We start from the raw sequence: 26,786 nt of genomic DNA on the forward strand, positions 1-26,786 counted from the left end.
AAATCCTACTTAAATAACACTGCTCGTCGGCTTCTGTTCCCCGTCGAGTACCGTGGTATCACTGCGCATGATTCGAGGGGTACCGGTCCGCACTACTGCGATTTCCCTCTCGGTTTCCGGTCAGTCTCGACTCCCCGCCCGTGTTCGATAGCGGTGGATTTATGTAGAAGGACAATCAATGAATCGGCTGACTATGAGCCAGCGAATGCAGCAGGGACAGCCGATGATCGTGATGAGCGAGGACTCCCAGCGCGTCAAGGACCAGGACGCGCAGGATTACAACATCCGCGCCGCTCGAGCGGTCGCCGAGGCCGTCCGCTCGACGCTCGGCCCCAAGGGGATGGACAAGATGCTCGTCGACTCGATGGGCTCGGTAACCATCACCAACGACGGCGTCACCATCCTCCAGGAGATGGACATCGACAACCCGACGGCCGAGATGATCATCGAGGTCGCCGAGACACAGGAGGACGAGGCCGGCGACGGTACCACGACCGCGGTCGCGATCGCGGGCGAACTCCTGAAGAACGCCGAGGACCTCCTCGAGCAGGACATCCACCCGACGGCGATCATCAAGGGCTTCCACCTCGCCAGCGAGCAGGCTCGCGAGGAGATCGACGACATCGCCACCGACGTCGACACCAGCGACGAGGAACTGCTCCAGTCGGTCGCCGAGACGTCGATGACGGGCAAGGGCACCGAGGTCAACAAGGAACACCTCGCCGAACTCATCATCGAGGCGATCAGCCAGGTCACCGTCGAGAACGAGGACGGCGAGAACGTCGTCGACCTCGAGTTCCTCAACATCGAGACCCAGACCGGCCGCAGCGCCGGCGAGTCCGACCTGCTGACGGGCGGCATCGTGGACAAGGATCCCGTCCACGACAACATGCCCACCGAGGCGACTGACGCCGACATCCTGCTGCTGAACACGCCGATCGAGGTCGAGGAGACCGACATCGACACCGAGGTCTCCGTCACCGACCCCGACCAGCTCCAGCAGTTCCTCGACCGCGAGGAGAAACAGCTCAAGGAGAAGGTCGAGAAGATCGCCGACCTCGGCGCGGACGTCGTCTTCTGCCAGAAGGGCATCGACGACCTCGCCCAGCACTACCTCGCCAAGGAGGGCATCCTCGCGGTGCGTCGCGCCAAGAAGTCCGACCTCGAGTTCCTCAAGGAGGTCGTCGGCGCGAACATCGTCTCCGATCTCGCGAACGCGACGAGCGAGGACCTCGGCCACGGCGACGTCACCCGTGACGAGGAGGACGAGCTGTTCTACGTCGAGGGCGACGACGCCCACGGCGTCACGCTCCTGCTGCGCGGCTCGACCGACCACGTCGTCGACGAGCTCGAGCGCGGCGTCAACGACGCGCTCGACGTCGTCGCCCAGACCGTCTCCGACGGCCGCGTGCTGGCCGGCGGCGGCGCCATCGAGGTCGAGCTCGCCTCGCGTCTACGTGACTACGCCGACTCCGTCTCCGGGCGCGAGCAGCTGGCCGTCGAGGCCTTCGCGGACTCGCTCGAGCTCGTCCCCCGCGTGCTCGCCGAGAACGCCGGACTCGATAGCATCGACACGCTCGTCGACCTGCGTGCGGCCCACGACGAGAACGACGAGACGGCTGGTCTGAACGTCCTCACGGGCGACGTCGAGGACACCTTCGAAGCCGGCGTCGTCGAGCCGGCCCACGCCAAGGAGCAGGCCGTGACCTCCGCCGCCGAGGCCGCGAACCTCGTGCTCAAGATCGACGACATCATCTCCGCCGGCGACCTCTCGACGGACAAGGGCGGCGACGAGGAAGGCGCCCCCGGCGGCGGCATGGGCGGTATGGGCGGTATGGGTGGCATGGGCGGCGCGATGTAAGCTCGGTCCGCTCACCGCGCTACTCTCCACGGAACGCCTGCATCGCTCGCCGACCGCTTGCGACCTCGATTCTTTCGCGGCGTCGATCGCCTCGAGCCGCTGCCGGACGTTGGCCGACCCGTCGGAGCGATCGTAGAGCACGACCGCTCGTCACACTGAAGACGGCCGTCTCTTCCGCGCTGGTTCCGAGGCACGTCGCCGTCCTGCTGGATCTGACCTGCGGTACCGATCGGTATCGGTCGCTCGGCGAACCGTCAGCTGCCGGTTCGGGTTCTACGGACGTACTCGCGAATGGTCCGGCAGGCCGGTGAACTATCCTGCTCGAGCGCGTTCATCGACTATGGCATACCGGACGACTATCGGCTGGTCGCTGTTTTCCTCGGGTATCGTGACGCTCATCCTGAAGGTCATGCCCGGCGATTCGCTGTGGTGGGGACTGTTATTGCTCGCGCTCGGGGCGATCGTCCTCTATATTCGGTAACCGACACTCGGACTCCGTCGACGATCGCCCGCGGTTCGCGTCGGGTTAGGGGCGATGCGGTCGACACGATCGGGGGTCGGCCCCGGTTCAGGACCGCCACTCGCCGACCCGGTTTCGGAGGCGGCCGGGAACGCCGAGCACGGTGAGTCCGGCGCCGAGCAACACCATCAGGACGTACACGCCGAGCGTCGAGGTCCAGACGACCAGCATCGCGAGAATCGCCCAGCCGCCGGTGAGAAAGTAAAACGCCGCGATCGACATCGCGGTCCCGTACAGCAAGACGAGATAGGGGCCCCAGCCGTGGGCGTGACCGCGCCGTACGCGGCGACGGACGTACCGCTTGAGCTCGGCCTGGAGCGACTCCTTCTCGACCGTGCGGCGTTCGACCGAGGTCTCGAACTCGTCGACGCGGTCGCGAAGCCGTTCGATCTCCTCGCGGAGCGCGTCGGCGTCGTCCGCCCGGTCCCGAGTCCGGGCGCTCGAGTACGTCCTCGTCCGATCCGCATCGTCCGACTCCGGGCGATCGCGCGCGGTCCCCTCGTCGGCACCCGTGGCGTCGTCAGTCATCGCTTCTGTCGAAAGCTGTCGAGCGCGGGGACTTTGTAGCTGCCGGTCCGCTTCCCGACCGGCGAGGACCGCGTTCAGCGTCGCGCCGGAGACGAGAATGATCGCGCCGGCGTACAGCCAGACTAAAACGAGGAAGACGGCCCCGAGGGCACCGTAGACGGCGTACTCCCCGGCGAGAGCCGCGTACAGCGAGAACGTTCGACCGAGCGCGAGCCAGCCCAGCGCCGCGAGGACGGTCCCTGGAAGCGCCTCCCAGACGCCGACGTTCGAGTCCGGAAAGATCACGTACAGCGGCAGGAACGCGGCGATCAGCGTCAGCACGACGAACAGCGGCCCGATCACGAGCCGTCCGCTGAACGGGACGAGCCGAACCGCCACCTCGATCCCGGCGACGACCGAGAGACCGATCGCGATCGCGACGGCGACGATCGCGGCGTCCCGAACGGTAGCGACCAGCGACTTGACGGCGACGGTCCCGTACACCGAAGAGAAGGCGCGGTCGAGGCCGCGAAACACGCGGCTCGAGCCCCAGAGCAGGCCGAGGACGCCGACGACCGTCGCCCCCTGCTGGCCGGTTTCGTCCGTGATGGTCTCCGCGAGCAACGCCTGGGCGGTCGGCGTCAGCACGTCCTCGGTCGACACGGCCACCTGCGCGGCGAAGGCCTCCCCGCCGATCGAGGCGGCGAGGGCCAGCGACAGCAGCGCCAGCGGGGCGAGCGAGAGGAAGGCGTAGAAGGCGACACCCGCGGCGAGAAGCGTCAGCTGCTCGCGTTGTGCCAGTCGAACGAACTGGGTCGCGAACTCGCGAGCGCGGCTGTAGTCGGGCACGGGTCGACGTTCGCGTCCCGATCAAATATGCGGTCGTGTGGCACTGGCCTGCAAAAGCGCTCGAGGACGGACGGCTCCACCTGCGAGTAACCAGGTTAGGTCAGCGAGCCCGCGGTCGCCTCCCGGATCTCCCCGACCGACGCCGTCGTCTTGAACGTCGTCCCGCCGTAGTGGGCCCGCGAGGCCTGGTGGCCCGCCGCGCGGAGGTCCGCGAGAAAGTCGTCCATGGCGTTGGCGGGCAGGCCCCACTCGCGACAGAGCTTGTGCTGGTCGTAGTGGGTCGGCTCGTCGAGTTCGGTCTCGAGTTCGGTACAGAGTTCCCGGGCCTTCTCGGCGGTACCGAAGCCGTCGGGAACCCGCTCGCGAACGTCCGCGACGAACTCGCGGTCGCGGATCGGGCCGAGCCAGACCGGGCCGGCGACGAGGATGCGAGTGCCGTCGCAGTGGGGACAGCGCTCGAGCGGGTCGGCGATCAACCCCGGGTCGGTCTCGCGGTAGAGACAGTCCTCGCAGTGGGAGAGGTGACCCAGCTCCTCGAGGGCGGCGTCGGCCGCGGTGGGCTTGTGCTCGAGTTCGAGGTAGGTCCGCACGTAGTGACTCGTGGCGTGGGTCAGGATCGGCTCGACGCCGACGTCGAACCGGGCCCCGCTTCGGGCCAGCGCCGACAGCAGGATGCGAACGCCCATCTCGGCGTGGTAGTCGGTGTTTCGCGGCACCGCGGAGTAGGAGCGAACGCCGCTGTTGAAGTGAGCGCCACACAGTGGGGCCGTGTCGGTCGCGGTGACACAGACCAGATCACGGCAGTTCGCGACGGCGGCGTCGGCGAAGGGCATCGGCGTCCCGTAGGGGTCGAGGTCGATCACGTCGAAGACCTCGTCGTGCATGAGCGCGCTGACGTCGCGGTTGCGAACGGTGGCCTCGCGGCCGTTTCGCTCGAGGTTGCTGCGGGCGAGCGAGACGGCCTCCTCGTCGACGTCGCAGCAGGTGACGTCCCAGCCGTCCGCGGCCGCCCGCACCCCTCGAACCCCGCTCGCGGTCATCGCGTCGAGGTACGACTCCGCTCGCGGCTCGCGCTCCCGGTAGGCCCGCAGCGTCGCGATCGTCAGATCCCGGTTCAGCTCCTGGCGGGGGTTGTAGAACACCGACTCCTCGATCCCCTCGGTCTGCTCGCCGGGGACCTCGAGCTCGATTCCGCCCTCGGTGACGCGCATACTCCTCCTCGTCGACCGACCTCGAAAAGCGGCGTGATCTCGAGTCGCCGCGGGGCCGATCGCGACGATGTTCGGTATCGGCCGTCGCCCGGACGCACCGAACGGACGGCGAAATCGACGACGACGGGGGAACGGGCCCGCCACCGCGCGCCCGCCGTCGTCCGACAACCGAACCGATTTTACAGTCCGACGCTCAGTTCCGGACGTGTCGAACGCGAACCCCGTCGAGCGCTGGCAGGCCCGGCTCGAGGAGACGGGCGAACTCACGCCGGAGCTGGTCGAGCGGATCTCGCAGTGTCACGGCGACCGCGGGGTTCGGGCCATCGAGGCCGTCGGCGAACACCGGGTGAAATCCTACCGCGATTTCACGATCGTCGTCGGCTACGAGGACGAGTACATCGTCGAGGACGGGGGCTGTACCTGCAAGGACACCGAGTACAACCTCGACGACGACGATCCGACCGACCTCTGCTGGCACGCCCTCGCGGTGGCGATCGCCCGCCGCGTCGGCCACGTCGACTACCACGACATGTGGTACTCCGACGTCCGTGAGCTGCTTTGAACGAGCGTGCCATAGAACCCTTCTCGTAGCCTTCGAAGTAGTCGAAGTGATAGATACAGGCGAACCGTGTATCAGTTGGCGGACCGAACTCGGGTCGATCTCTCTTCCTGCGGTGGCGTGCGCTGTCGATCGACCGAGCACAAGCGAGGGCGGTCGACGATGCCGCACGAGGGATGAGCGAATAGCGCGGGACCGGAGGTCCCGCGTACCATGCGAACGGTGCGCGGTTCGGAGCGAACGTAGTGAGCGAGAACCGCAATGTGAACGGGGAACGACGTGAACCGTGAACGGGCACTTCGTGCCCGTGAGCAGACAGAGTGAGCGAATCGGCTGGGGAGGGCGTGGCGAACTCCTGTGTTCGGGTGATCAGGACCTGCTACCCGTCGGTATCACCGCGAAAGCCCCTGGCCCCTTTCGGTCCCACCCGGCAGTGGTTGGTCGAGGCAACGATAGCCGTTCGACGTACAACCGCCTGTTCGACGAACGCCCTCGAGCGGGCTGTGACGAACCGAACGACGGGACTCCGGGGGCCGCTACTCGTCGTCTGACTCGCCCTCCGAGCTCGGGAGCACGTTGAATGGACGCATCATGTCGTAGTCCTCGTGCTCGATCATGTGGCAGTGCCACATGTACTCGCCCGTCTGATCGTTGAACAGGCCCTCGTACTCCCCGAAGTGGACGATCAGGTGGACCACCTCGGCGGGGTCGACCGAGACCACGTCGTTCCAGCCCAGTTCGTATGGAGCGGGCGACTCGAGGGCGTCCGGATCGACGCCGTCCTCGGAGGGTTCGTAGTCGCGGAGCGACTGCCGTCCGAGCACCTGGAAGTGGACGAGGTGGAGGTGCATCGGGTGGGACATCGACGTGTTGTTGGCGAGGCTCCAGATCTCGGTCGTCCCGAGTTCGGGTTCCTCGGTGACGGGGTCGTCGAGCGTGTATCCCTTGGACTGTTCCCGGTTCCCGAGCAGGTGTTTCGTCCGACCGTACTCGTCGGTCCCCGGCGCGAGGGTGAGGTGGCGGTGGCGCTCGACGTCCTCGAGCGGGAGTTCGGGGACCGTCGTCAGCGCGTCGGGGACCGTCCCGGCGCCCTCGCCGTCCGCCTCGTCGGCGACGTCGACGAGCATGATCTCCGGAAGCGGCTTCGTCTCCTCGCTTTTCTCGGGCGTGCCGCGGTACAGCGACGGCGCGTCGTTGTGCAGGAGCAACGTCTCGCCCGCGTAGTCGCCGAAGTCGACGACGACGTCCGCGCGCTGGCCGGCGCCGATCTCGAGACGGCCGTCGACCGTCACCGGTTCCGAGAGGAGCCCGCCGTCGTTCCCGATCTGGACGAACGACGGGCCGGCGCCGCCGGTTTCGCCCGAGGCCTCGTCGTACTCGAGCAACTCGAGGTTGTAGTACCGGCTGTTGGAGCCGTTGAGCAGACGCAGGCGGTACCGCTCTGGGTCGACCGAGAGCCGCGGCCAGGCCTTCCCGTTGACCACGGGGACGTCCCCGTAGAACTCCGGGACGATGCTCGGATCGGGGAGTGAGTCGTCGCCGCCCCGGTCCTCGGAGACGGCCGACGGGTAGAACAGCGATCCGTCCTCGTTGAAGCTCCGATCCTGCAGAACGAGCGGGATCTCGTTCTCGCCGTCGGGCAACCCGAGGCTGCGCTCGTGGTCGTCCCGGAGGAGATAAAAGCCCGCGAGTCCGGCGTAGACGTTGAGTCGCGTGATGCCAACCGCGTGATCGTGGTACCACAGCGTCGCCGACGGCTGCTCGTTGGCGTAGTAGTAGTCCTGCTTTTCGAACTCGGGGCCCGTCTCCTCGAAGTCGGACGTGAACCACGCTCCCGCGTGGCCGTCGCTCTCGGCCTCGACGTTCCCCCCGTGGAGGTGGGTCACGGTCCGTACGCCGGTGGTATCGTACGGGACCATGTCGCTGTGGACCGTCGTGTCGACGGGCAGGAGGTGCTCGTCGGGCAGGTCGTTCTGCCAGCGAACGGAGACGGGTTCGCCCCGTTCGGCCTCGATCGTCGGCCCGGGGAACTGGCCGCCGTACCCATAGACGGTCGTCGGCGGCAGGTCGCTGTGGAGCTTCTGTTCGACCTCGCTCATCTCGATCTCGTAGTAGGGGTGGCCGTCTTTCGTCCCGGTCGGCTCCGCGACGCCCGGACGGGGAACCTCGTCGATCCACTTCTCGAGGTCCGGCGACGAGTGGGCCGCGACGGTCGTCGCCTCGGTCGATTCCGTCGGTTCCGATTCGGTATCCGACGGCGTCCCGCCGGTCGAACAGCCCGCGAAGGCCGAGAGACCCGTGGCTCCGGTCGCCAGAAGCATTTTGCGACGCGAGAGACTCGTTTCAGTTACCGAGAGTCGTTCGCTCATACTCGTCGGTAAGAAGGCCCTACAAATACCGGGTACACCTAGTTCCTACCTGGTGGGAGGCGAATGGTCCATCCGTCGTTCTAGGCGATCGAGCGGCGAAAAACCCTCCGTTCGTTCCCGTCTCCGCGGACTGTCCGACGCTCGAACGACGGCGTGCTCTCCGGCTTTCGGACGACCGCCTAGTCGGACTCGTTACAGGCCGCGATGATGACCTCCGGGTCGTCGATCAACCTGTTTTCCATGTAGTTGCCCTTCCCCTTGCCCGCCCACTTGCGCTCCTGTTCGATGATCGAGAGGAACTCGAGTTCCGAGAGGATGTCCCGAACCCGACGGAGCTTCAGGTGCTCCGAGCGGTCCCGATCGCAGAGGCGCTTGTAGAGGTCGTAGGCCTCGTTGGTCGTTACGGGCACGTCGGTTCCCTCCTTCTGTTGGGTCAAAAGCGCCATCGCCTCGAGGACGAGCTTCGCGTGGCTCGGGCTCTTCGAGATGAGTTCGGCCAGCCGGCTGGTCTCCTCGCGTTCGTGGGCGTGGTCGACGCAGGCCTCGGTAACCGTCTCCAAGTCGTCCTCCTCGGCGATCTCGCCGGCGAATCGGAGGATATCGATCGCCTTGCGCGCGTCGCCGTGCTCGCGGGCCGCGAGCGCCGCGACGCGGGGGACGACGCCGTCCTCGAGGACGCCGTCGTGGAAGGCGTCGGATCTCGAGCGAAGAATCTCGCGGATCTGGGAGGCGTCGTACGGCGAGAAGACGTACTCCCGTTCGCAGAGGCTCGATTTGATCCGCTCGTCCAGCGAGTCCTTGTACCGGACCTTGTTCGAGATGCCGATGACGCCGACAGTGCTGTCGGTGAGCTTGCCGGATTCGACCGCCCGCGAGAGCTGCATCAGGATGTCGTCGTCCTCGATCTTGTCGACCTCGTCTAAGATGATCAGCGCGACGTCGTACCGGGTGTCGACGATCCGCCAGAGCCGACGGTAGTACTCGGAGGTGCTCAGCCCCGAGTGGGGGATCGAGATCCCCGTCTCGGGCTGATCGTTGAGCTGGTGGGCCGTCGACTGGACGGCCTGGGTCTCGGTTGACTCCTGGAGACAGTCGACGTAGGCGACCCCGATCGAGACATCGTTGCCCTTGGCGCGGTCGATCGCCTGGTTCGTGATGAACTTCGAGCACAGCGACTTCCCGGTCCCGGTCTTCCCGTAGACGAGGACGTTGTTCGGCGTGTTTCCCCGCGTGGCCGGTTTGATCGCGTTCGCGAGGTTCGTCAGCTCGTCCTCGCGACCGATGATGCGGTCGCCGTCCGGGAGGTGTGACACCTGCAGCAGCTCCTTGTTCCGGAAGATCTCGGTTTCGCTGCCGAAGTAGTCCATCGAATCCGACATTCAGCTACCCCGACTATCGGGGGGCCGGTTTGTAAACGTTCGGAACCGGATTGCCGCTGTATCTCCCGACGTTTCGGAGCGTCCGGAGCTGAGAAACGGGAACGACACCCCTCGATGCCGCTGTATAGGCCGTTCGGGGACTCCGGAGTGCCGCTGTATGAGTGTGTCTCCCGCGGTCGGTCGATCAGGAACTGCTCGAGGGGACACCCCGCGGTGCCGCTGTATGAGTGCGGACTCTCGGGGCTGATCGGCGCCGGGTACGTCGGGATGGGGGACACCCCTCGGTGCCGCTGTATCGGGGAACGAAGTCGGCCGAGGGGAAACGTCTCCGATGGTGTTTGGGGGACGGGACACCGGAGTTCTTCTGTATAAGGTAGCACCTTCCGGTACGGAACCTCATATCCTCGATCCACACCCCTCGGTGCCGCTGTATAGATACACACACACCCCGCGTTGCCGCTGTAACGGATGGGAGGGGTGGGGGAGTCGAAACGATGGGTGGAGGAGTCGAAACGAGAGGAGAGGTGGTCGGGAGAATGACGATACCGAGGATCGAAAGACGGAGGACACAGACGCCAGGGGCGGGAACGAACGCCAGGAACGGAGGACGTCCGAACGACGGGAAGTCGGGTACGAGCAGGCGGGACCTGACGGGACGAGGCGGGTCTCGAGACGTCGGTTTCAACCGGAACCGATCGCCGTTCGATCGTCTCTATCGAACTTCCGTTCGATATAGCTAATGGACCATAACTCGATGGTGGTATTTAGTAGTAGTGGTTTCTGCTGGCCGCAGAACACTCGACTCCGGAGTATTGCGCCTGCTCCGCGTATCATCTGACGGATGCCCCAGCGTGGTCCGGTTGAACCGCCTGGTTGTGCATCGAAACGGCCGAACCCTTCTCCGAGAACCGAGTTCCTGTCGCAACCGACCGTCCGAGCCTCCTTCCATCCTTCTCCTCCGGACGCTATACAGCGGCAACGCGGGGTGTGTCTCTCTAGGATTCCATCCCTCCGCTTTCACTCGAGGACACGTTCGAAACCGGAATCCGAATCCGGAACTTCCGAAACGATCGTCGAATCACCCCTCGCGTACGGGAGTGGGAGCGTTGCGCTCTCGAAGTCGATCGATCGTCTCGCGAACCGTCTCGACGTCTTCGGGGTGCGTGCCGTAGACGATCTCGTCGGCGTGGGGCCGGACCCGTCGGGTGACGTCGGCGAGCCGTTCGGGGTCGATCTCGGCTCCCGAGAGCTGAATCGAGAGCGAGACCTCGAGGTCCGCGAGGCGACGGGCGAACCCGCGGGCCAGCGACTCGACCCAGTAGCTCGTCCCGTAGCCGGGGTCACAGAGCGGCACGAGGACGCCGTCGACGTGAGCCGCGAGCGCCTCCAGGTCGAGTCCCGCGCGCGCTCTGAGGTTCCCGGGATACGGGTCGGGGTACAGCGTCGCGAGCAGGTCGCCGTCGACCCGGCTCGCGACCGCCGCGACAACGGCCGTGAGAACGGCGGCCCGCCACGCGTCGCGCTCGTCGTACTCGCTCGCTTCGAACCGCGAGTCGCAGCGCTCGCAGCGACAGAACTCCGCCCCGGGGAAGCCGATCGTGGTGAGTCGTACGTCGCCTTCGATCTCTCCGATCCGCTCGAGCAGCCCCTCCCGATAGTCGGTATCGGTCGGGCAGACGGTCCCCCAGTGGTGGCCCTCGGCGTCGGGCGTGGCGCGCGTCCCGTCGACGTCGACGGCCGCCCGTTCGGGCTCGTCCCGGACCGTCGCCGTGTCGCCCCAGCAGGCGACGGAGCTGATCGTCCCCTCGAGCGGTTCCTGCCGATTCCCGTCGACGTACTCCGTGAAGAAGTAGCTGCGATCGCCGACGTCCGATCGCGCCAGCCCGCGATCGTCGGTGAGGATGGCGTACATGGCTCGCAGTGCCTGGCGAACGGTCTTAAAACGTTCCTCGGACGAGCCGACCGCTCCGCGGTCGATCGCTACTCGTCGCGACAGATCTCGACGAAGTTCCGCAGAATCTCCAGTCCCGTCTCGCCGCTCTTCTCGGGGTGGAACTGGGTTCCGAAGACGTTGCCGGCCTCGTTGGCGACGATCGCGGGGAACTCCCGTTCGTAGTCGGTCGTCGCCACCGTCGCGTCCTCGTCGTCGGGCACGGCGTAGTAGGAGTGGACGAAGTAGGCGTAGCGTCCGTCTACCCCCTCCACGAGCGGGTGATCGCGCTCGACCGACAGCTCGTTCCAGCCCATGTGGGGGACCTTCTGACCCTCGGCGAAGCGAACGTTCGTTCCGGGGATCAGGTCGAGTCCTTGGACCGCGGACTCGCCCTCGTTTGCCCCCTCCTCGCTGGTCGTCAGCAGCATCTGCATGCCCAGACAGATCCCGAACAGCGGCGTGCCGGCGTCGGCGACCTCGAGCAAGTCCTCCCGGAGCGGGTCGGCATTCTCGATTCCCTCGCGGAACGCGCCCACGCCGGGAAGGACGACGCCGTCGGCGTCGGCGAACGCCTCGGGATCGTCGGTGATCTCGACGTCGGCGCCCGCGCGCTCGAGCCCGCGGGTGACGCTGCGGAGGTTGCCGAGGCCGTAGTCGACGACCACGACGTCGGCGAGCGACTGCTGCTGATCGGACGTGACGGTGCTCATGTACCGACCTCGGTGGGGCGGAAAGAAGTGCATTGCCATTGCCGCAGCGTCTCGGAGGGCGTCGAGTCGGCGCCACTCGCTCCCTCGAGCCGAGCACGCGGAGTGCGCTCGAGAAACGGGCCCGTTCCGAGACCGCTGTCGGTGGGTTCGAGTCGGGCGTGCGAACGCAGGAACTACGTACTGCGGTCCGGTAGCTCCCGTATGGCCGACCGCGAACCCGAAACCGTTGTCCGGGAGTACTACGACGCCGTCGACGACGAACGGTACGACGTCCTCGTCGACCTGTTCGCCGAGGACGTCCGCTACGAGCGCCCGGGCCAGGGCGCGATCGAGGGCCGCGAGGACCTCCGGGAGTTCTACCTCGAGGGGCGCCCACTCGAGGACGGCAGCCACGAGGTCGACGGCCTCGTCGTCGAGGACGAGACGGTCGCCGTGCGGGGGACGTTCTCCGGCCGACAGGACGGCGAGGAGGTCGCCTTCGCCTTCGCGGACTTCCACGAGTTCGAGGACGGAAAGATCGCGCGGCGCTACTCGTTTACGGATCGCGACGAGGTGTAGCGGCGGACGCGAACGTGGTGTCAGAAAATCGAAACTGGAACCTGCCCGTTTTGCAGAGCTGGCAACAGGGAATTTCCACGCCCTCCCCAGCCGATTCGTTCGCTCACGGGTCGTTCCTCCCCGTTCGCTCACTCATCCCTCGCACAGTTTCGACCGATAGCTCGCTGTTCGCTCGCTATCGTCCAGCGCGCGCCACTGCAGCGTGCCCGATCGATAGGCGACCACTGTCGACGACTGAAGCGGAACGAGCCCTCAGAACCCGTCGAGACGCGTCTGCCCGCCCTCCGACCCGTCGACATCGGCGAGCTCCGCGGCGCGCTCGAGCGCGTCCGCGAACGTCTCCTCCTGGCTGCGGTCGTACAGCGTCGCCGCGGGGTGGACACAGATCAGCAATCGGCGCGGCGTCCCCTCGATGCGGACCTCCTCGACGGAGCCGGCCTCCTTGGTCACCGACGCCGATCGGCCCAGCAGGTGTTCGGTCGGCACCTTCCCGAGGGTGACGATCACGTCGGGATCGAGTCGATTGATCTCGGTCTCGAGGTAGCCCCGACAGTTCTCGAGTTCCTCCGTCGTCGGGTCGCGGTTCTCCGGCGGGCGACAGCGCACGCAGTTAGTGATCCGAACCGTCTCCCGGTCCAGACCGACCGTCCGTAGCTGGTCGTCGAGCACGGAGCCGCTCCGGCCGACGAACGGCTCGCCCTGCTCGTCCTCGTTGGCCCCGGGGCCCTCGCCGACGAACAGCACGTCGGCGTTCTCGGGTCCGGTGCCGTTGACGATTTGACTCCGCGATTCGACCAGCTTCGGACACCGCGTGCACTGGGTCACGCGGAGGTCCTCCATCGTTCCCATGGCGATGGCTCAGACGGCGTCCTACTACGTCTTTCGGGTCGCGACTGCCGATCCCTCGAGGACGGCGATCTTACTCCGCGCCGACAAGCGATTCGGCGTACGAATCGGCCGCCTGCGCGGCCTGCCGGGCGACCCGGATCGGCTCCGGACGGCCGCCCTCGGGCGTAAATCCGCGGACGACGTCGGCCGCCTCGCCCGGCTCGAGCCCGACGCTGCGGACGTAGACCGTCTCGTCGTTGACCGATACGGGTCGGCGCTCTGGCAGCCGACGGTACAGCTCGAGGCGGGCCTCGAGTTCGGCGCCGGAGAAGGCGTCCTCGAGGCCCGCCTCGAGACCCTCGCTGTCCTCGAACGTCACCGACACGACCGGCTGTTCGCTTCCGCGTTCGATCGCCGAAAAATCGAGAACGTTGAACCACGCGGGCGCGGTGGCCCCGATCAGAACGTACCGAACGTCGGGTCGGCCGAGGTCGCCGACGAGCCCGGAGACGGCGTCGGTCGCGTCGGTGCCACCTACGGTACACCGTCGGTATCCCAGTCCGTCGACGACGCGGTCGGCGCGGACGACCGCGCCGGCGACCGTGCTCCGACGCGTTTCGTCCGGAGCGTCCGTCCTCCCGCGGAACGACTCGGCGATACCGAGCGCCCGCGCCCCGGGCTTCATTCGGGGTCGTCCTTGATCTCCTGGAGCCGATCGAGCAGTTCGTCGCTCGAGGCGCCGTTCTCGAACTCGATCGAGCCGTGATGATTGTTCTGTTCCGACTGGACGGCCTCGTCGTCGTCAAAATCGGCGTCGACCTCCTGCTGTTCGGATTCGTCGTAGCTCCCGAATCCCATACGGTGTCTACTTCGGGAGTGACCTTGAAAAGTTTCGTGGTGGGGCTCATTTAACCTCCTTAAATATCAGTCATCCGTCCAGTTCGGGAATCGATCGCTCGGCGGAAAAACCGCGGTCCGCCCCCGATACCCGTATTTCGCTAACACGGCGGCGGAACCTGTAGGTACGCTTATGATCGCCGTCCGATCGGCGTCGACGACCACGCGAGGACGGGGACCGCTCGAGGGCGCCTCCGGCAGTACCGTTTTGCCGCCGGCCCACGACCCATCCCGTATGGAGGTTCACCACGTCACCGAGGACGCGGAGACGTTCACCTGCAACGCCTACCTCGTCGAGGGCGAGCGACCGACGCTGGTCGACGCGGGCTCGTGGGACGGCGTCGTCGGCGAGGTTCGCAGCCGCGTCGACGAGGTCGACGCCGTCGCGATGACCCACCAGCACGGCGACCACGTCGAACAGCTCGAGGCCGTCTGCGAGGCCTTCGATCCCGAAGACGTGTACGCCTACGACCACCACCCCGAGCGCACGACGCCGATAGAGGACGGCGATACGGTCCGGATCGGCGACGAGGAGTTCGAGGTAGTCTACACGCCCGGCCACGCCGACGACCACGTCTCGTTCGTCTCCGGGTCGACGCTGTTCTCGGGGGACGTCGTCGTCCACGACGACGGCGCCTTCGACTACGGGAGCTTCGGCCGAACCGACATGGCGGGCCAGTCCCGGGAACGGCTCATCGAGAGCATCGAGGACCTGCTCGAGCGCATGCCCGACGGGGTCGAGCACATGTACTCGGGCCACGGCGGCGTCTTCCACGGGGACGTCCGGGACGTCGTCGAGCGGGCGCTCGAGCGCGCGGAGAAGCGGGAGCCGAAGTACCCCGACGAGTAGCGCCCGCTCGAGCGCGAGATACCGCTCGAGGCCGTCGATTGCAGGGAGAAACGGCGGGCCGAACCGCGACCCGACGAGAACGAACCGTTACGCCGCTCGGGGCTCGGTCGCCTTCGGGCGGAGGTTCTTGTAGCCGCATTTGCGGCAGCTGTCGGCGTCGCGCGCGTTACGGGCGTTACAGCGCATGCAGATCATCTTCTGGAGCATCCGGTCTTCGGCGGCGTCGAAGCTTGGCATGTCGCTCCGTTGGCCCGTTGTGCATATAACCGCTGTGGTCGCGAACCCGTCTCGGGGCGAATGATTATCACTCGCCGACACGAATCGAGAACCATGCCCCGGTCCGTACGCAAGTGGTCGGCACTCCCCCAGGAGACGCCGCTCCGGACGGTCCTCCTGTACGCTCCGTACGGACTCTACGGCGGATTCACCGCGTGGATCGTCGGATTCGCCGTCCTGCTGACCGTCAGCCAGGCGCTCGTCGGTTCCCCCGTCGCTCTCGCGCTGTTCGCGACGCTCGTCGGCGGTCCCGTCTCGGTCGTCACCCTGGCGTTGCTCGCCGGCCGCGACGGCCTCTCGAAGTGGACGGACAAACTGTTCCTGACGGATCGCCTCACCCGACGCGGGCTCGCGGTCGCGATCGCCCTCGGCGTCGCGGCGGTCGGCGTCGCAGGCAGCCTCTCGCCGCGAGGTGCCGTGTTGCTCGTCTTCGTCGGAACGCCGGTGCTGGCGCTCGTCTCGAGCGCGGCCGAGACGGGAGTCGAGTTCGACCCGGAGGCGAGCCGGGTCGTGGTGCGAAACGACCGCCGGGTCGGGAGTGCGGCCGAGACGAGCGTCGATCTCGCGAACGTCGCGAGCGCCCACCGGGTGCCCCTCGGCGCGGTCGGACTGTACGTCTGCCGGCGCGTCGGCGCGAAGCCCGTCCTCGTCTCGGTCCCCGAACGTCACCGCTTGGCCTTCGAGCGCGCGCTCGAGGACGGCGTCCGCGCGGCGCCGACTGCCGAGCCGAAGGCGCCGAGCACGACCCGACCGATGCGACTCGTGCTCGCGGTCGTCTCCTTCAAGTTCTTCGCGGTCGCGGCCGCGGTCGGCTACCTCGGCTACGCCGCCTCCGCCCCGGGCTCCGGTCGGGCGCTCGCGTTCCTCTCGACGCTGGTCTTCTTCGGCGCACTCACGCTCTGGTACGCCTGCTACGAGTCGTGGCTGGCGCGCCGGCAGCGAGCGCGCTCCGGGAGGTAGCTCCGGAACGGCCGGGAACGCCTGAACCTACGGCTACGCCGACTCCTCGTCGGCCAGGTAGTCGTCCTGAACCGCGACGATCTCGCTCGAGTCCGCACACTCGCCGTACCGTCGCAGGGGCTCCTCGTTGAGCGTGAGAAAGGTCTCGCCCCAGCGGAACGGTTCGAGCAGCGCCTCGGCTCGCTCGTAGTCCCCGAGGATGCAGCAGGCGGCCGCGAGCGCCTCGACCGTTGTCAAACGGAAGGGGCGGCCGTAGTTGACCGGGTTCGCGGCCACCAGAAAGGGCAGCGCCCGGTGGACGCCGTTCATCCGAAAGGCGGCCTCCTCGGCGGACTCCCACGAGCAGTCCAGCGCGACCAGCGTCCCCAGCGCCTCGTCGGCGTCGGCTGGCGAGAGCGCCTGCTCGGCGTGGGGGTTGAGGACGACGCCGTAGGGCACCTGTCCCATCGTTCGGTACAGTGTCGCCTCGTCGAACTGCTCGAGCCGGCGCGCGGTGCACTTCTCGGGGTCGTCGTCGCCCTCGTAGTAGACGTGACACTCCACGGTCGGCCCGAGGTAGGCGTGCCGACGAGAAAAGCGGGTCGGTCCCTCGAATCCGCGGCTCGGCGTCCCGGCGCGGTCGGTCCGTCGTGGGGGACGGTTAGCCCTCGTGGATCGCCTCGCCGCGGTTCAGCCGCGCGGCGATCGTAAACGTCTGCTCGGCCTCGCGTCTGGTCGGGAAGTGCGCGGCCGCGTACCGGGCTGTCGCGATCAGCGGGACGCGCCGACGGAACGCGCGGTCGACGCTTCCGGCGTGCTCGCCGTCCGGGCGCTCGTCGGCGAGGTCGAACTGGCGGACCGCGGCCTCGTAGTTCTGGATCGCGTGGAAGCCGGCGTCCTCGCGCAACAGTGCGTGACCGAGGGTTCGTTTCAGTTCCTCGGGATCGCCCCCGCAGTCGAGGAACTCGCCGACGAGCCGCCCCGCCTCGTTGACCTCGCCCTCGACGTCGAACGTCTCGAGCAGGTCCTCGAGGACATCCCCGGGTTCCCTCCCGGTGTCGTTTGCGCCCGGCTCCGAGATCGGCGCGGGCGGGGTGTTGAGGAAGCGATCGAGGTAGACGCTGATCGCGGCGTCGAAGACGCCCCGGTAGGGTTCGACGGCGTCGGTCCGGCGGGTCGCCCCGTGGACCGCGTTCGCGTAGGTGAACGTGTGGTGGACCGTGTTCCAGTCGGAGAATTCGTTTGCGGTGCCGAACCGCGCGACCCGCGTCGCGGCCGCGTGGACGACCTCGCTCGCGAGGGCCTCGCTCGTCGCTCCTTCTCGAACGGCGTCCGCGAGCGCGTCGACGATCGCCCCGGGGTCGTCGTCGAGCAGCGTCTCCCGGAACCCCTCCGGAGCCGACCAGTTACTCCCCTCGCCCTCGGCGACCAGCGCCTCGAGCCCCTCCGTCTCGGTGACGTCGCCGCCGTAGACGTCCTCGAGCAGGGCGACGAGGTTGACGGGTCGGCGCCACGACGAGCGCTCGTCGCTTCTGTCGGCCGTCACCAGGGGCTCGACCAGCGCCGCGAGCGCGTCGTCGGCGTGTTCGGGGCCGGCGTGCTCGAGGCTCTCGAAGGCCGTGTTCGCGAAGTCGAGCACGTGTCCGCTCGAGAGGTAGGGGTGGTCGGTCGCCGCGGCGAAGACCAGTTCGGCGAGTTCGTCCTCGGATCGGTCGGCCGCGACGGCGGTTCGCAGACACCGCTCCGCGCCGTCGGCGTCCCGGACCTCGACGCAGTCGCGGAACCAGCGTTTCAGCCTGTCGAACGGAACCTCGCGGGTCGAGAGGGAGGGCTGGTCGAAGTTCGGCGGTTCGCCCGCGCAGTCGCTCGCGACGCGACGGGCCGCGGTGTACAGCGCCCGCTTTCGGTCCTCGGGCGCGAGGTCGTCGGTGACGTTCGCCAGACAGCCCAGGATCGTCAGTCCAGGACCCCATCCGGAGTCGCGGTAGTCGGTGCCGAAGTCGAGGATCGTCGCGGTCGGCTCGCGGTAGTCGACGCCGGCTTCGAGCAGCCCGATCGTCGCCTTCGCCAGGACGAGCCCGAGGTTCTCCTCGAGCCCGGCCTCGAGGCGGCTCGCCCAGTGCTCGGCAGGCGGGCGCTCGCGCTCGGGATTGGGATCGACGTAGACCTCGCCGTCCCGAACCTCGACGGGGTAGGTCTGGACGTCGTCGGCCCACGGATCGAACGTGTCGCCGCAGGCGAGTTCGAACCGCGCGTGGTGCCAGTGACAGGTGAGGACGCCGTCGTCGACGGTCCCCTCCGAGAGGGGAAACCCCATGTGGGGACAGCGGTTGTCGACGGCCCGAACCTCGCCCTCGTGGTGGAACAGCGCCAGCGGAGTGCCGTCGACGCTTACCTGTGTGCGCCCCCGATCGCGCAGCTCCTCGAGCGAGACGGCCGTCCGGAAGTCGTCGGTCGTCGCCATAGGCGTGGTATCGCGGACCACGGACGTAAGGGTTCGCGCTCGCGGCCCCGGAGGACGGTACTTTTGGTCCTGCCCCCGAGACCCGTTGATATGGACGCTGTCGCCCTCGTCGACCGCTACTACGAGTCGCTCGACGCCCGCGAGTACGACGCCCTCGAGGAGGTCCTCGCGCCCGCGTTCGTCCAGCAACGCCCCGACCGCCGCTTCGAGGGCCGCGAGTCGTTCGTGCGGTTCATGCGTGAGGACCGCCCGAACGAGGCGACGCGCCACGAACTCGAGGCGGTCCTCGCCGACGGGGGAGACGTCGCGGTTCGGGGACGCGTGGTCGACGAGGAGACGGGGTCGGCGCTGTTCGCGTTCGCCGACTTCTTCCGGATCGAGGCGGGCGCGATCACCCGCCTCGAGACCTACAGTCGCTGACGGGTCACACTCAGGCTGAGCAGTTGTTCGGCCCCATCTCGAGTTCGACCCGATCTTCGGGAGCGAGCTCGAGCGCCCCGCGGTTGCGCTCGATGATCTCCTCGAAGTTCGCGGGCTTCTCGCCGGCGTCGGCCAATCGGTCGACGAACGCCTCCTCGTCGAGTTCGAGGGCGTCGATCCCCGTGCGCGCCTCCCGGATCGTCGTCGAGATCTCCTCGCCGGGCGCCCCGTGGGCGAACTCGCCGTCGGCCGTGACGGTGACATGACCGGGGAGGACCACGATTCCCTCGGGTTCGGCCAGGATCGTCCGATGGAGGGTCTCGTAGAGCATTCGCGCGCCCTCCTCGCCCTCGTCCTCGCTGAACTCGAGTTCGGTCCGGCCCGTCGAGTCGACGTGCAAGGTGTCGGCCGTCAGCAGCGCTCGGTCGTCGACGAGGACGTTGATCATCTCGCTGGTGTGGCCCGGCGAGGCGATCGCCTTCAGCTCGCGCTCGCCGACCGCGAGCACCTCGTTGCGCTCGAGGGCATCGTACTCGAACTCGACGTCGCGTTCGGTCGCGCGCTCGCTCAGGTAGTACGGTACCTCGAGCTCGTCGGCGAGCTGGCGGCCCCCTGAGACGTGGTCGGCGTGGACGTGGGTGTCGATCACGCCGACGACCGAGAGCCCGGCCTCCTCGGCGGCGACCGTGAACTCGTCGGTGTCAGCGGTCGGATCGACGACGACGGCCTCGCCGGTTTCCCCGCAGCCGACGACGTAGCCCAGACACCCCTTCGCGCGACGCTGGATCTGGACGATCCGGGCGTCCCCGGTCCCCTCGATCTCGACCGTGTCGTAGACGCCACTCCAGCCCTTCATCCCGCCGTCGACGGTCTCGACCGCGTAGGCGTCGGTCGCCGACTCGAGCTGGGTCGCCAGGTTCCCCGAGGAGAGCCCCTTCGCGCAGATGGTGATCACTCGCTCCGTGTCGCCGACCAGCTCCTCGAACTCCTCGAGGCGGCCGTCGAGCTCCTCGTCGGGGCCGAACGGGAAGTGCAACGCGCCCGGGACGTGCCAGGAGTCGTAGCTGTCCTCGGGCCGCGTGTCCACGAGCGCGAACTCCTCGTCCCCGTCCTGCAGTTCGGCGAGTCGGTCCGCGGTGAGGGTCGTAACCATGCGCGTGGTACGTCGGCGATCGACGTAAACGTCCCCACAGCACGCGTCGGCACCGCCGTGTCTCCTCGCGAACCGTCCCCTCGAGGACGAGGAGACCGCCACGGGTTCGCGCGGTCCTCGAGGAGATCCGGGCCCCGCGCCGACGAGCGACGGCGGGAGCGATAAGTTCATCCCGCTGATCGAAAAACTCGGGAGCATGACACTGTCCGATGCGGTCGCGGGAGCCGTCGCGGCGTTGCGACGCCGGCCGGCCGACATCCTGCCCTTCTACCTGCTCGGGGCCGCGATCCCGGCGATCGTCCGCGTCCTCCCGTTTCTGGGGATCGCCGTCGCCGTCGTCTACCTCGAGCTCTCCGGGCGACTCGACGCCGCACTCGCCGACCTCGAGCCCGGCGCCCTCGAGCCGCCCGACTCCGAGGCCGATCCGGCGGCGTTCGACGCCTGGGCCGAGGAGGTCGTCCCGCTGGCCGAACAGCTGTTTCCGCTCGAGGTGCAACTGCTGGCGGCGGCCGTCGCCCTCGGGTCGATCGTCCTCGCGGTCGTGCTCTACGGGGCCGTCTCCGCCGGCCAGCTGTCGGCCTGTTACGGTCGACTCCGGGACGACCGCGGGCTGGCGGTCGGCCTCGCCGGAGCGGAGCGGTTCTGGCTCCGGTTCGTCGGCCTCTACCTCCTCGAGATCGGCGCCTGGATCGCCGTCGGCGCGATCGGGATCGCCGGCGCCGCGCTGATCGGTGGCGCGCTCGCCGCCGCGACCGGGACCGGCGCCGCGGCGGCCCTCGTGGCCCTCCCCGCCCTGCTCGCGGCCGCGGTCGCGTTCGCGGCGATCCGAGCCGTATTCGCCTTCGCCCCCGCCGCCGTCGTCGTCGACGACGCGGGCGTGGTCGGCTCGCTGTCGGCGACCGTCGGCTTCCTCCGTCGCCACCCGATCGCGGCCGGCTTCTACTACGTCCTCGCGGTCGGCTCGACGGTCGCGCTGTCGGCTCTCACGAGCGTGTTCGTGGTGCTCGAGGTCCCCTCGATCGGGGCGTTGCTGACCGCCCTCGTCGCCCTCCCGTTTCTGGACCTGCTGAAAGTCGGGCTGTACGGCGGCCCGACGGGACGGCTCTCCCCGCCGTCGGCGCCCGAACGGTCGTTCCGGCGTCGCGTCGCCGACGGCCTCCGGCGGGGCTGGGCCGAGCTGGGTTCGTTCGTCCGGGCGACGCCGCTGTTGCACGCGTTCGTCGTCGCCGCCGCCGTCGGCACGTTCTGGGCCGGCTGGGAGCTGGCCGACCCACTGGTCGGCACTACCGAGACCTCCATCGCGGCCCGCCTCGAGGGCCACGTCCCGCCGACGGCCGCCGTCGAGTTCTTCGGGAACAACTGGACGGTCGCGTACACGACCGCTTTCGGCGGGCTCGCGCTCGCGGTTCCGGCGTTCGTCGCGCTGGCGTTCAACGGACTGGTGATGGGAGTCACCGCCCGGCTCGAGGTCGAACTCGCCGAGCTCGCGGCGTTCGTCCTCCCTCACGGGCTCCTCGAGGTACCTGCGATCCTCGTCGCCGGCGCGCTCGGGCTCTGGCTCGGGGCCATCGGCTGGCGAGGGCTCCGCGGGCGCGCGAGCCGACGGGAGGTCGTCGACGCGCTCGAGCGGGCGTTCTGGGTCGTCGTCGGTCTCGGGATTGTGCTCGCCGTCGCGGGGTTCGTGGAGGGGTTCGTCAGCCCGTACTACTACGAGCCGTTCCTCTGAGATCGGTACGACTTAGTAGCCCATCTGCCGTTTCGGACTATGGCCAGTCAGCTGCGAGACGTCCGGGAGACGATCGCGACGTCTCCGGAGCCGTCCGATCCGTTCACCGACCTCCCGCGACGGGAGTGGCGAGACGCCTTCTTCGCGCTCCCGGAGGCGGTTCGGGAGACGCTCGTCGCGGACATGGATCGGACCCAGCTAGAGCGGTTTATCGACCGACTCGATCCGGACGAAGTGACGGACGTTCTGGGGTACGCCGACGGGGAGACCCGCGAGGCGCTGCTCGCGACGCTGGACGCCCGACGCCGCGAGAAGATCGACTTCCTGCTGTCGTTCGATCCCGAGAGCGCGGCCGGGTTGATGAGCCTCGATTACGTCACCGTCGATCGGGATCGCGACTTCTCCGCGGTGACCGAGCGCGTTCGGCGCTTCGAGGAGCGAACGGGCCGCGTGCCGACGATCTTCGTCACCGACGAGGACGGGCTCCTCGGCGAGCTCCCGGGTGCGGCGCTCTCGGTGGCCGATCCGCGGGCCGAGACGCTCGACGACTACGTTCGGGAGACGCCACACGTCCGGTACGACCGCGACGACGAGGAGGTGCTCGACGTGTTCCGGCGGAACCGCGAGCGGACCGTCGCCGTGCTCGACGAGGACGGCGACGTTCTCGGCGTGATCCACGCCGACGACCTCCTGACGCTGCTCGAGGAGGCGCGGGGCGAAACCCTCTACGAGTTCACCGGGGTCGACGAGGCCGAAAGCGTCCTCGACGGACCCGGCGAGAAGGTCAGGAGACGGTACAAGTGGCTAATTCTCAACCTCGGAACGGCGTTTATGGCCGCGGCGGTCGTCGGGCTGTTCGAGTCGACGATCGCCGCCGTCGCCATCCTCGCCGCCTACATGCCGGTCGTCGCCGGGATGGGAGGGAACGCCGGCACGCAGGCGATGGCGGTCACCGTCCGGGGGATCTCCCTGAACGAGGTCTCGCTCGACACCGGCAAACGCGTCGTCGTCAACGAGGCGATCGCCGGGGCGGTCAACGGCCTTATCACGGGCGCGCTCGTTGCCGTCGTCGCGATCGCGTTCTCCTTCGCCGAGTTCGGAATCCTCCTCGGTGCCGTGATCGGGATCTCGATGGTCGCGAACCTAGTGATCGCGGGCTTTTTCGGTGCGATCACGCCGCTCCTGCTCGATCGGCTCGGGATCGACCCGGCCACCTCCGCGACGATCTTCATCACGACCGCGACCGACGTGCTGGGGTTTTTCGTCTTCCTCGGACTGGCCCGGGCAATCTTGCTATAAGGGCGGTCGCGTCGAGACCCCGTCGATCGCCTACTCGGGGGTCAGCCGAACGACCGGGGCGTCCGCGCCGTCGACCGCGACGTACAGCGCGCCCGTCCCAGAGTGAACCTCGACGTCCCGGACCCGCCACCCCCGTCCCTCGAGCAGCGGCTCGTGCTCCTCGACGTCGGTGCCGTCGACCGTGAACCGGCCCAGGTACTCTCCGGCGAGGTTGCCGACGAACAGATCGCCGGCCCACTCCTCGCTGTCGCCATCGTAAAAAGTTATCCCCGCGGGCGGGAACCCCCCGGAGCCACACTCCCAGTGGTAGACCGGGTCGACGACGTCGTCGCGCTCGTGAGACTCCTCGCCGATGGGATCGTCGGTGCCGTACCGACAGCCGTAGCCCGCGACGGGCCAGCCGTAGTTCGCCCCCGCCTCGACGACGTTGATCTCGTCGCCGTCCTCCTCGCCGTGTTCGGACTGCCAGAGCGCGCCCGTCTCGGGGTGGACCGTCATCCCCTGGGCGTTGCGGTGGCCGTAGCTGAAGATCGCGCCCTCGAGGCCGTCCTCGTCGACGAACGGGTTGTCCTCGGGGACCGAGCCGTCGGGCTCGAGCCGCAGCGTCGACCCGAGCCCGGTGGTCCTGTCCTGGGCGACGTGGTCGGGGCCGAACGCCTTGGACTGGCGATCGCCGACGGTGACGTAGACCGCGCCGTCCTCGCTGAAGACGACCCGGGAGCCGAAGTGGCCGTCCGAGTCGACGAACGGCTCGACGGCGTACAGCTCCTCGAACCCCTCGAGGCTCCCCGCCTCGAGGTCGAGCTCGCCGCGGCCGAGGGCCGTCGTCGACTCGCCGTCGCCGCCGGCCGTCGCGTAGGTCAGATAGAGCCACGGCTCGTCCGGGAACCCGGGGTGGAAGGCGGCGTCGAGCAACCCGCCCTGGCCCTCCGCGTACACCTCCGGGGCGCCTTCGACGGCCTCGACGTCGCCGTCGTTCGGATCGAGAACCGAGAGTCGTCCCTCCCGTTCGGTCACGAGCAGCCGCCCGTCGTCCGGGAGGACCGTTAGGCTCCAGGGGTGGGCGAAGCCGTCTGCGACCGCCTCGACCGCGAGGTCGTTGTCGCCCGCCTCGAGCACGTCGGCACAGCCGGCGACGGTCGCCGCGAGCGCGCCGCCGGAGGCGGCCAGAATCGCGCGTCGGTTCACGCAGGGGTCTCCGACCCTGGCGGGTAAAAAGCTTCCACGGCGGCTGCCGATCCCCCGCCTTCGCGAGCCGTCGTTTCGAGGGGCGATCCGCCCGCTCCTGGCGGGATCTAACCGAATCAATAAAGGCTGACGGGTTCAACCTCAGAACACATGACAACGACGCTCGGAACGGCGAGCGCGGACCCCGGCGAGATCGACACGGGCCGTCTCGAGGTCGGCGAGACTCGAGACGGGAGCCCGTTCGGGCTCCCCGTCGCCGTGGTAAACGGCGCGAAGTCGGGCAAGACTCTCTACATGCAGGCGGTAAGCGACGGCGACGAACTCCACGGCGTCGGCGTCGTTCGACGCGTCGTCCCGCAGCTCGATCCGACCGAACTCAGCGGCACGATCCTGATCGTCGGCATCGTCAACTACCACGCCTTCCAGGTGGCCGAGCACCGCAACCCGATCGACGACACGAAGATGAACCGGGCGTACCCGGGCAACGCCGCGGGAACCTCGAGCGAGCGGATCGCGGCCGCGACCTTCGAGGCGGCCACCCGCGCCGACCTCATCCTGGATCTCCACCAGGGGTCGACCAGCCGAATGATCGACGAGGTCCGGGTTCGCTGTGGCACCCGCCACCGGCTCCACGGCGAGTGTCTCGAGCTGGCGAAGGTCTTCGGCTGCGGCTACATCCTCGACCAGAAGGGCCCCGAGGGCCAGCTCGCCCGCGCGGCGCCTGACGAGGGGATCCCGACCGTCGACCCCGAGCTCGGCGGCGCCGTCGGCCTGGACGAGAGCAGCGTCCGGAAGGGCGTCGAGGGCGTGTTCAACGTCTTGCGGTACTACGGCTTCCTCGAGGGCGAGCGCGATCCCGCTCCCCAGACCCGCGCGAAGGGGTTCGAACAGTTCGGCGCGCCCGCCGGCGGGCTCGTCGACCTCGAGCCGGACCTCGGCGACCGCGTAAGCGCCGGCGACACGCTGTTTACCGTGACGACGCCCTTCGGCGAGCCCAAGCAGACGGTGACCGCCGACAGCGACGGGATCCTCTGGCGGATCCGTCGGCTCCCGCAGGTCGCGACCGGGGAGTACGTCTGTTCGGTCGCGACGGACATCGACGAGTACTGATGAGTGCCGATCTCACCTGCCCCGACTGCGGAACCGTCTACGCGGCCGGCCCCGACGAGCCGTGGCGCTGTGCCTGTGGCGCCCCCCTCGAGTTCGCCGACCGCCCGCTCCCCGAGGACCCGGGCGCGCTCGAACTCGAACCCGGTCGCGGGCTCTGGAACTTCGAACCGTGGCTCCCCCTCGAGGAGCGGGTCTCGCTGGGCGAGGGCTTTACCCCGCTGGTCGACGCCCCCGACTGGAATGCCGACTTCAAACTCGAGTACGTCTTCCCGACGGGCTCGTTCAAGGATCGGGGCGCGACGACGACCCTCTCCCGGGCGGCCGACCTCGGCGTCGACCGGGTGCTCGAGGACTCCTCGGGCAACGCCGGCGCCGCGGTCGCGACGTACGCGGCTCGAGCCGGGATCGACGCGGAGATCTACGTTCCCGCGGACGTGAAGGCGGCGAAGCTGGGCGCGATCGAGCGAACCGGCGCCAGTCCGGTTCGGATCGAGGGAACGCGTCAGGACGTGACCGACGCCTGCATCGAGGCGGTCGAGGGCGGGAACGGGGACGGCGGCGACGGTCCCGGCGACGCCGAATCGGAAGCCGCCACCCGTCAGGCCGGCGCGGGATGGTACGCCAGCCACGCCTGGAACCCCGCCTTCTACGCGGGGACGATGACGTTCGCCTTCGAGATCGCGGCCCAGCGCGGCTGGACGGCGCCCGACGCCGTCGTGCTCCCCGTCGGCCACGGCACCCTGTTTCTGGGCGCCTACCGGGGCTTTTCGCTGCTGTCCGAGGGCGGCGTCATCGACGAGGTTCCGCGGCTGCTCGGGGGACAGGAGGCGGGGTGTGCGCCGATCGCCGACGCCGTCGCCGACGGGACCGCGACCGACCCCGACGAGCCGTCCGTCGCCGACGGGATCCGGATCGCCGAGCCCGTCCGCCTCGAGGAGATCCGCGAGGCGATCGAGCGGACCGACGGCGACGTCCTCGCCCTCGAGCCGTCGACGATCGAGGACACCCTCGGGCGACTCCACCGCGGCGGGTTCTACGTCGAGCCGACCTCCGCGGTCGCGCCGGCGGCCCTGGAGCGGTACCGGGAGCGCGGCGTCCTCGCTCGCGACGCCGACGTCGTCGTCCCGCTGACCGGCAGCGGGCTGAAAATCGAGTAAGAATCGTGTCGGTCCCGCGATTT

At 68.3% G+C, this 26,786-nt stretch carries 25 protein-coding genes; 11 read left to right on the top strand and 14 right to left on the bottom strand.

Annotated elements, in window-relative coordinates; translation table 11 throughout:
• Nucleotides 1–193 precede the first annotated feature (193 nt).
• Together thsB and GWG54_RS06330 are read left to right on the top strand one after the other, a co-directional pair.
• Nucleotides 194–1,861: a thermosome subunit beta gene (thsB, locus tag GWG54_RS06325; RefSeq protein ID WP_167936974.1), complete on the top strand. Its 1,668-nt coding sequence runs from the start codon at nucleotides 194–196 to the stop codon at nucleotides 1,859–1,861.
• A gap of 340 nt (nucleotides 1,862–2,201) precedes the next feature.
• Complete coding sequence (locus tag GWG54_RS06330; RefSeq protein WP_167936975.1) at nucleotides 2,202–2,342, top strand: hypothetical protein; 141 nt, start codon at nucleotides 2,202–2,204, stop codon at nucleotides 2,340–2,342.
• A gap of 87 nt (nucleotides 2,343–2,429) precedes the next feature.
• On the opposite strand, the gene GWG54_RS06335 is transcribed toward GWG54_RS06330, so the two are convergent.
• Nucleotides 2,430–3,737: a YihY/virulence factor BrkB family protein gene (locus GWG54_RS06335; RefSeq protein ID WP_167936976.1), complete on the bottom strand. Its 1,308-nt coding sequence runs from the start codon at nucleotides 3,735–3,737 to the stop codon at nucleotides 2,430–2,432.
• Nucleotides 3,738–3,832: 95 nt separating this feature from the next.
• Complete coding sequence (locus tag GWG54_RS06340) at nucleotides 3,833–4,948, bottom strand: tRNA (guanine(26)-N(2))-dimethyltransferase (RefSeq protein ID WP_167936977.1); 1,116 nt, start codon at nucleotides 4,946–4,948, stop codon at nucleotides 3,833–3,835.
• A 205-nt stretch (nucleotides 4,949–5,153) separates the two neighbouring features.
• Here GWG54_RS06340 and GWG54_RS06345 point away from each other — a divergent pair, with 205 nt between their 5' ends.
• Nucleotides 5,154–5,510, top strand: a complete 357-nt coding sequence (locus GWG54_RS06345; RefSeq protein WP_167936978.1) for a hypothetical protein — start codon at nucleotides 5,154–5,156, stop codon at nucleotides 5,508–5,510.
• Nucleotides 5,511–6,043: 533 nt separating this feature from the next.
• Here the strand turns inward: GWG54_RS06345 and GWG54_RS06350 are convergent.
• From GWG54_RS06350 to hisH, 4 genes are all read right to left on the bottom strand, one after another.
• Entirely contained in the window at nucleotides 6,044–7,876 is a 1,833-nt protein-coding gene (locus GWG54_RS06350) for a multicopper oxidase family protein (RefSeq protein WP_209438295.1), read from the bottom strand.
• A gap of 179 nt (nucleotides 7,877–8,055) precedes the next feature.
• Nucleotides 8,056–9,255, bottom strand: a complete 1,200-nt coding sequence (locus tag GWG54_RS06355; protein WP_008420361.1) for a Cdc6/Cdc18 family protein — start codon at nucleotides 9,253–9,255, stop codon at nucleotides 8,056–8,058.
• Nucleotides 9,256–10,333: 1,078 nt separating this feature from the next.
• Nucleotides 10,334–11,167, bottom strand: coding sequence for a hypothetical protein (locus tag GWG54_RS06360; RefSeq protein ID WP_167936979.1), 834 nt, complete (start codon nucleotides 11,165–11,167; stop codon nucleotides 10,334–10,336).
• Nucleotides 11,168–11,235: 68 nt separating this feature from the next.
• Nucleotides 11,236–11,898 carry an imidazole glycerol phosphate synthase subunit HisH gene (hisH, locus tag GWG54_RS06365; protein WP_167936980.1) on the bottom strand — a complete coding sequence of 221 codons (663 nt, stop codon included), beginning with the start codon at nucleotides 11,896–11,898 and terminating at the stop codon, nucleotides 11,236–11,238.
• Between the two features lie 201 nt (nucleotides 11,899–12,099).
• On the opposite strand from hisH, the gene GWG54_RS06370 reads away from it, so the two are divergent.
• Nucleotides 12,100–12,456 carry a nuclear transport factor 2 family protein gene (locus GWG54_RS06370; RefSeq protein WP_167936981.1) on the top strand — a complete coding sequence of 119 codons (357 nt, stop codon included), beginning with the start codon at nucleotides 12,100–12,102 and terminating at the stop codon, nucleotides 12,454–12,456.
• Nucleotides 12,457–12,708: 252 nt separating this feature from the next.
• Here the strand turns inward: GWG54_RS06370 and GWG54_RS06375 are convergent, their stop codons facing one another.
• The 3 genes from GWG54_RS06375 to GWG54_RS06385 form a co-directional block, all read right to left on the bottom strand.
• Nucleotides 12,709–13,305 (bottom strand): uracil-DNA glycosylase family protein, encoded by a 597-nt coding sequence (locus GWG54_RS06375; RefSeq protein ID WP_167936982.1) that lies wholly within the window; start codon nucleotides 13,303–13,305, stop codon nucleotides 12,709–12,711.
• Nucleotides 13,306–13,375: 70 nt separating this feature from the next.
• Entirely contained in the window at nucleotides 13,376–13,969 is a 594-nt protein-coding gene (locus GWG54_RS06380) for a DUF99 family protein (RefSeq protein WP_167936983.1), read from the bottom strand.
• Nucleotides 13,966–14,142 (bottom strand): DUF5786 family protein, encoded by a 177-nt coding sequence (locus GWG54_RS06385; RefSeq protein WP_167936984.1) that lies wholly within the window; start codon nucleotides 14,140–14,142, stop codon nucleotides 13,966–13,968. Before GWG54_RS06385 ends, GWG54_RS06380 begins: the two co-directional genes overlap by 4 nt.
• Before the next feature lie 274 nt (nucleotides 14,143–14,416).
• Here GWG54_RS06385 and GWG54_RS06390 point away from each other — a divergent pair, with 274 nt between their 5' ends.
• Complete coding sequence (locus GWG54_RS06390) at nucleotides 14,417–15,031, top strand: MBL fold metallo-hydrolase (RefSeq protein ID WP_167936985.1); 615 nt, start codon at nucleotides 14,417–14,419, stop codon at nucleotides 15,029–15,031.
• An 87-nt stretch (nucleotides 15,032–15,118) separates the two neighbouring features.
• Here the strand turns inward: GWG54_RS06390 and GWG54_RS06395 are convergent, their stop codons facing one another.
• On the bottom strand, nucleotides 15,119–15,268 hold the full coding sequence (locus tag GWG54_RS06395) for a 50S ribosomal protein L40e (protein WP_167936986.1): 150 nt from the start codon (nucleotides 15,266–15,268) through the stop codon (nucleotides 15,119–15,121).
• Nucleotides 15,269–15,361: 93 nt separating this feature from the next.
• Between GWG54_RS06395 and GWG54_RS06400 the strand changes: the two genes are divergently transcribed.
• Complete coding sequence (locus GWG54_RS06400; protein WP_167936987.1) at nucleotides 15,362–16,267, top strand: hypothetical protein; 906 nt, start codon at nucleotides 15,362–15,364, stop codon at nucleotides 16,265–16,267.
• A 33-nt stretch (nucleotides 16,268–16,300) separates the two neighbouring features.
• On the opposite strand, the gene GWG54_RS06405 is transcribed toward GWG54_RS06400, so the two are convergent.
• The gene (locus tag GWG54_RS06405; RefSeq protein ID WP_167936988.1) at nucleotides 16,301–16,810 is read right to left on the bottom strand and encodes a DUF367 family protein; all 510 of its coding nucleotides are present in this window, start codon (nucleotides 16,808–16,810) and stop codon (nucleotides 16,301–16,303) included.
• A 97-nt stretch (nucleotides 16,811–16,907) separates the two neighbouring features.
• Nucleotides 16,908–18,710 carry a Rieske 2Fe-2S domain-containing protein gene (locus GWG54_RS06410; protein WP_167936989.1) on the bottom strand — a complete coding sequence of 601 codons (1,803 nt, stop codon included), beginning with the start codon at nucleotides 18,708–18,710 and terminating at the stop codon, nucleotides 16,908–16,910.
• Nucleotides 18,711–18,800: 90 nt separating this feature from the next.
• Here GWG54_RS06410 and GWG54_RS06415 point away from each other — a divergent pair, with 90 nt between their 5' ends.
• A complete protein-coding gene (locus GWG54_RS06415; protein WP_167936990.1) occupies nucleotides 18,801–19,130 on the top strand; it encodes a nuclear transport factor 2 family protein in 330 nt (109 codons plus the stop codon).
• A 10-nt stretch (nucleotides 19,131–19,140) separates the two neighbouring features.
• On the opposite strand, the gene GWG54_RS06420 is transcribed toward GWG54_RS06415, so the two are convergent.
• Nucleotides 19,141–20,283 (bottom strand): rhodanese-like domain-containing protein, encoded by a 1,143-nt coding sequence (locus tag GWG54_RS06420; protein ID WP_167936991.1) that lies wholly within the window; start codon nucleotides 20,281–20,283, stop codon nucleotides 19,141–19,143.
• A 196-nt stretch (nucleotides 20,284–20,479) separates the two neighbouring features.
• Between GWG54_RS06420 and GWG54_RS06425 the strand changes: the two genes are divergently transcribed.
• Both GWG54_RS06425 and GWG54_RS06430 read left to right on the top strand, forming a co-directional pair.
• Nucleotides 20,480–22,009, top strand: coding sequence for a stage II sporulation protein M (locus tag GWG54_RS06425; RefSeq protein WP_167936992.1), 1,530 nt, complete (start codon nucleotides 20,480–20,482; stop codon nucleotides 22,007–22,009).
• Nucleotides 22,010–22,048: 39 nt separating this feature from the next.
• Complete coding sequence (locus GWG54_RS06430; protein ID WP_167936993.1) at nucleotides 22,049–23,308, top strand: magnesium transporter; 1,260 nt, start codon at nucleotides 22,049–22,051, stop codon at nucleotides 23,306–23,308.
• A 30-nt stretch (nucleotides 23,309–23,338) separates the two neighbouring features.
• Here GWG54_RS06430 and GWG54_RS06435 read toward each other — a convergent pair whose 3' ends face one another.
• Nucleotides 23,339–24,496: a PQQ-dependent sugar dehydrogenase gene (locus GWG54_RS06435; protein ID WP_167936994.1), complete on the bottom strand. Its 1,158-nt coding sequence runs from the start codon at nucleotides 24,494–24,496 to the stop codon at nucleotides 23,339–23,341.
• Between the two features lie 150 nt (nucleotides 24,497–24,646).
• Here GWG54_RS06435 and GWG54_RS06440 point away from each other — a divergent pair, with 150 nt between their 5' ends.
• The gene (locus GWG54_RS06440; protein WP_167936995.1) at nucleotides 24,647–25,606 is read left to right on the top strand and encodes a succinylglutamate desuccinylase/aspartoacylase family protein; all 960 of its coding nucleotides are present in this window, start codon (nucleotides 24,647–24,649) and stop codon (nucleotides 25,604–25,606) included.
• On the top strand, nucleotides 25,606–26,763 hold the full coding sequence (locus GWG54_RS06445) for a pyridoxal-phosphate dependent enzyme (RefSeq protein ID WP_167936996.1): 1,158 nt from the start codon (nucleotides 25,606–25,608) through the stop codon (nucleotides 26,761–26,763). The genes GWG54_RS06440 and GWG54_RS06445 overlap by 1 nt, the downstream gene beginning before the upstream one ends.
• Nucleotides 26,764–26,786 lie beyond the last annotated feature (23 nt).

It is taken from the genome of Natronococcus sp. JC468 (genome assembly GCF_012163165.1).
Classification (GTDB): Archaea; Halobacteriota; Halobacteria; order Halobacteriales; family Natrialbaceae; genus Natronococcus; species Natronococcus jeotgali.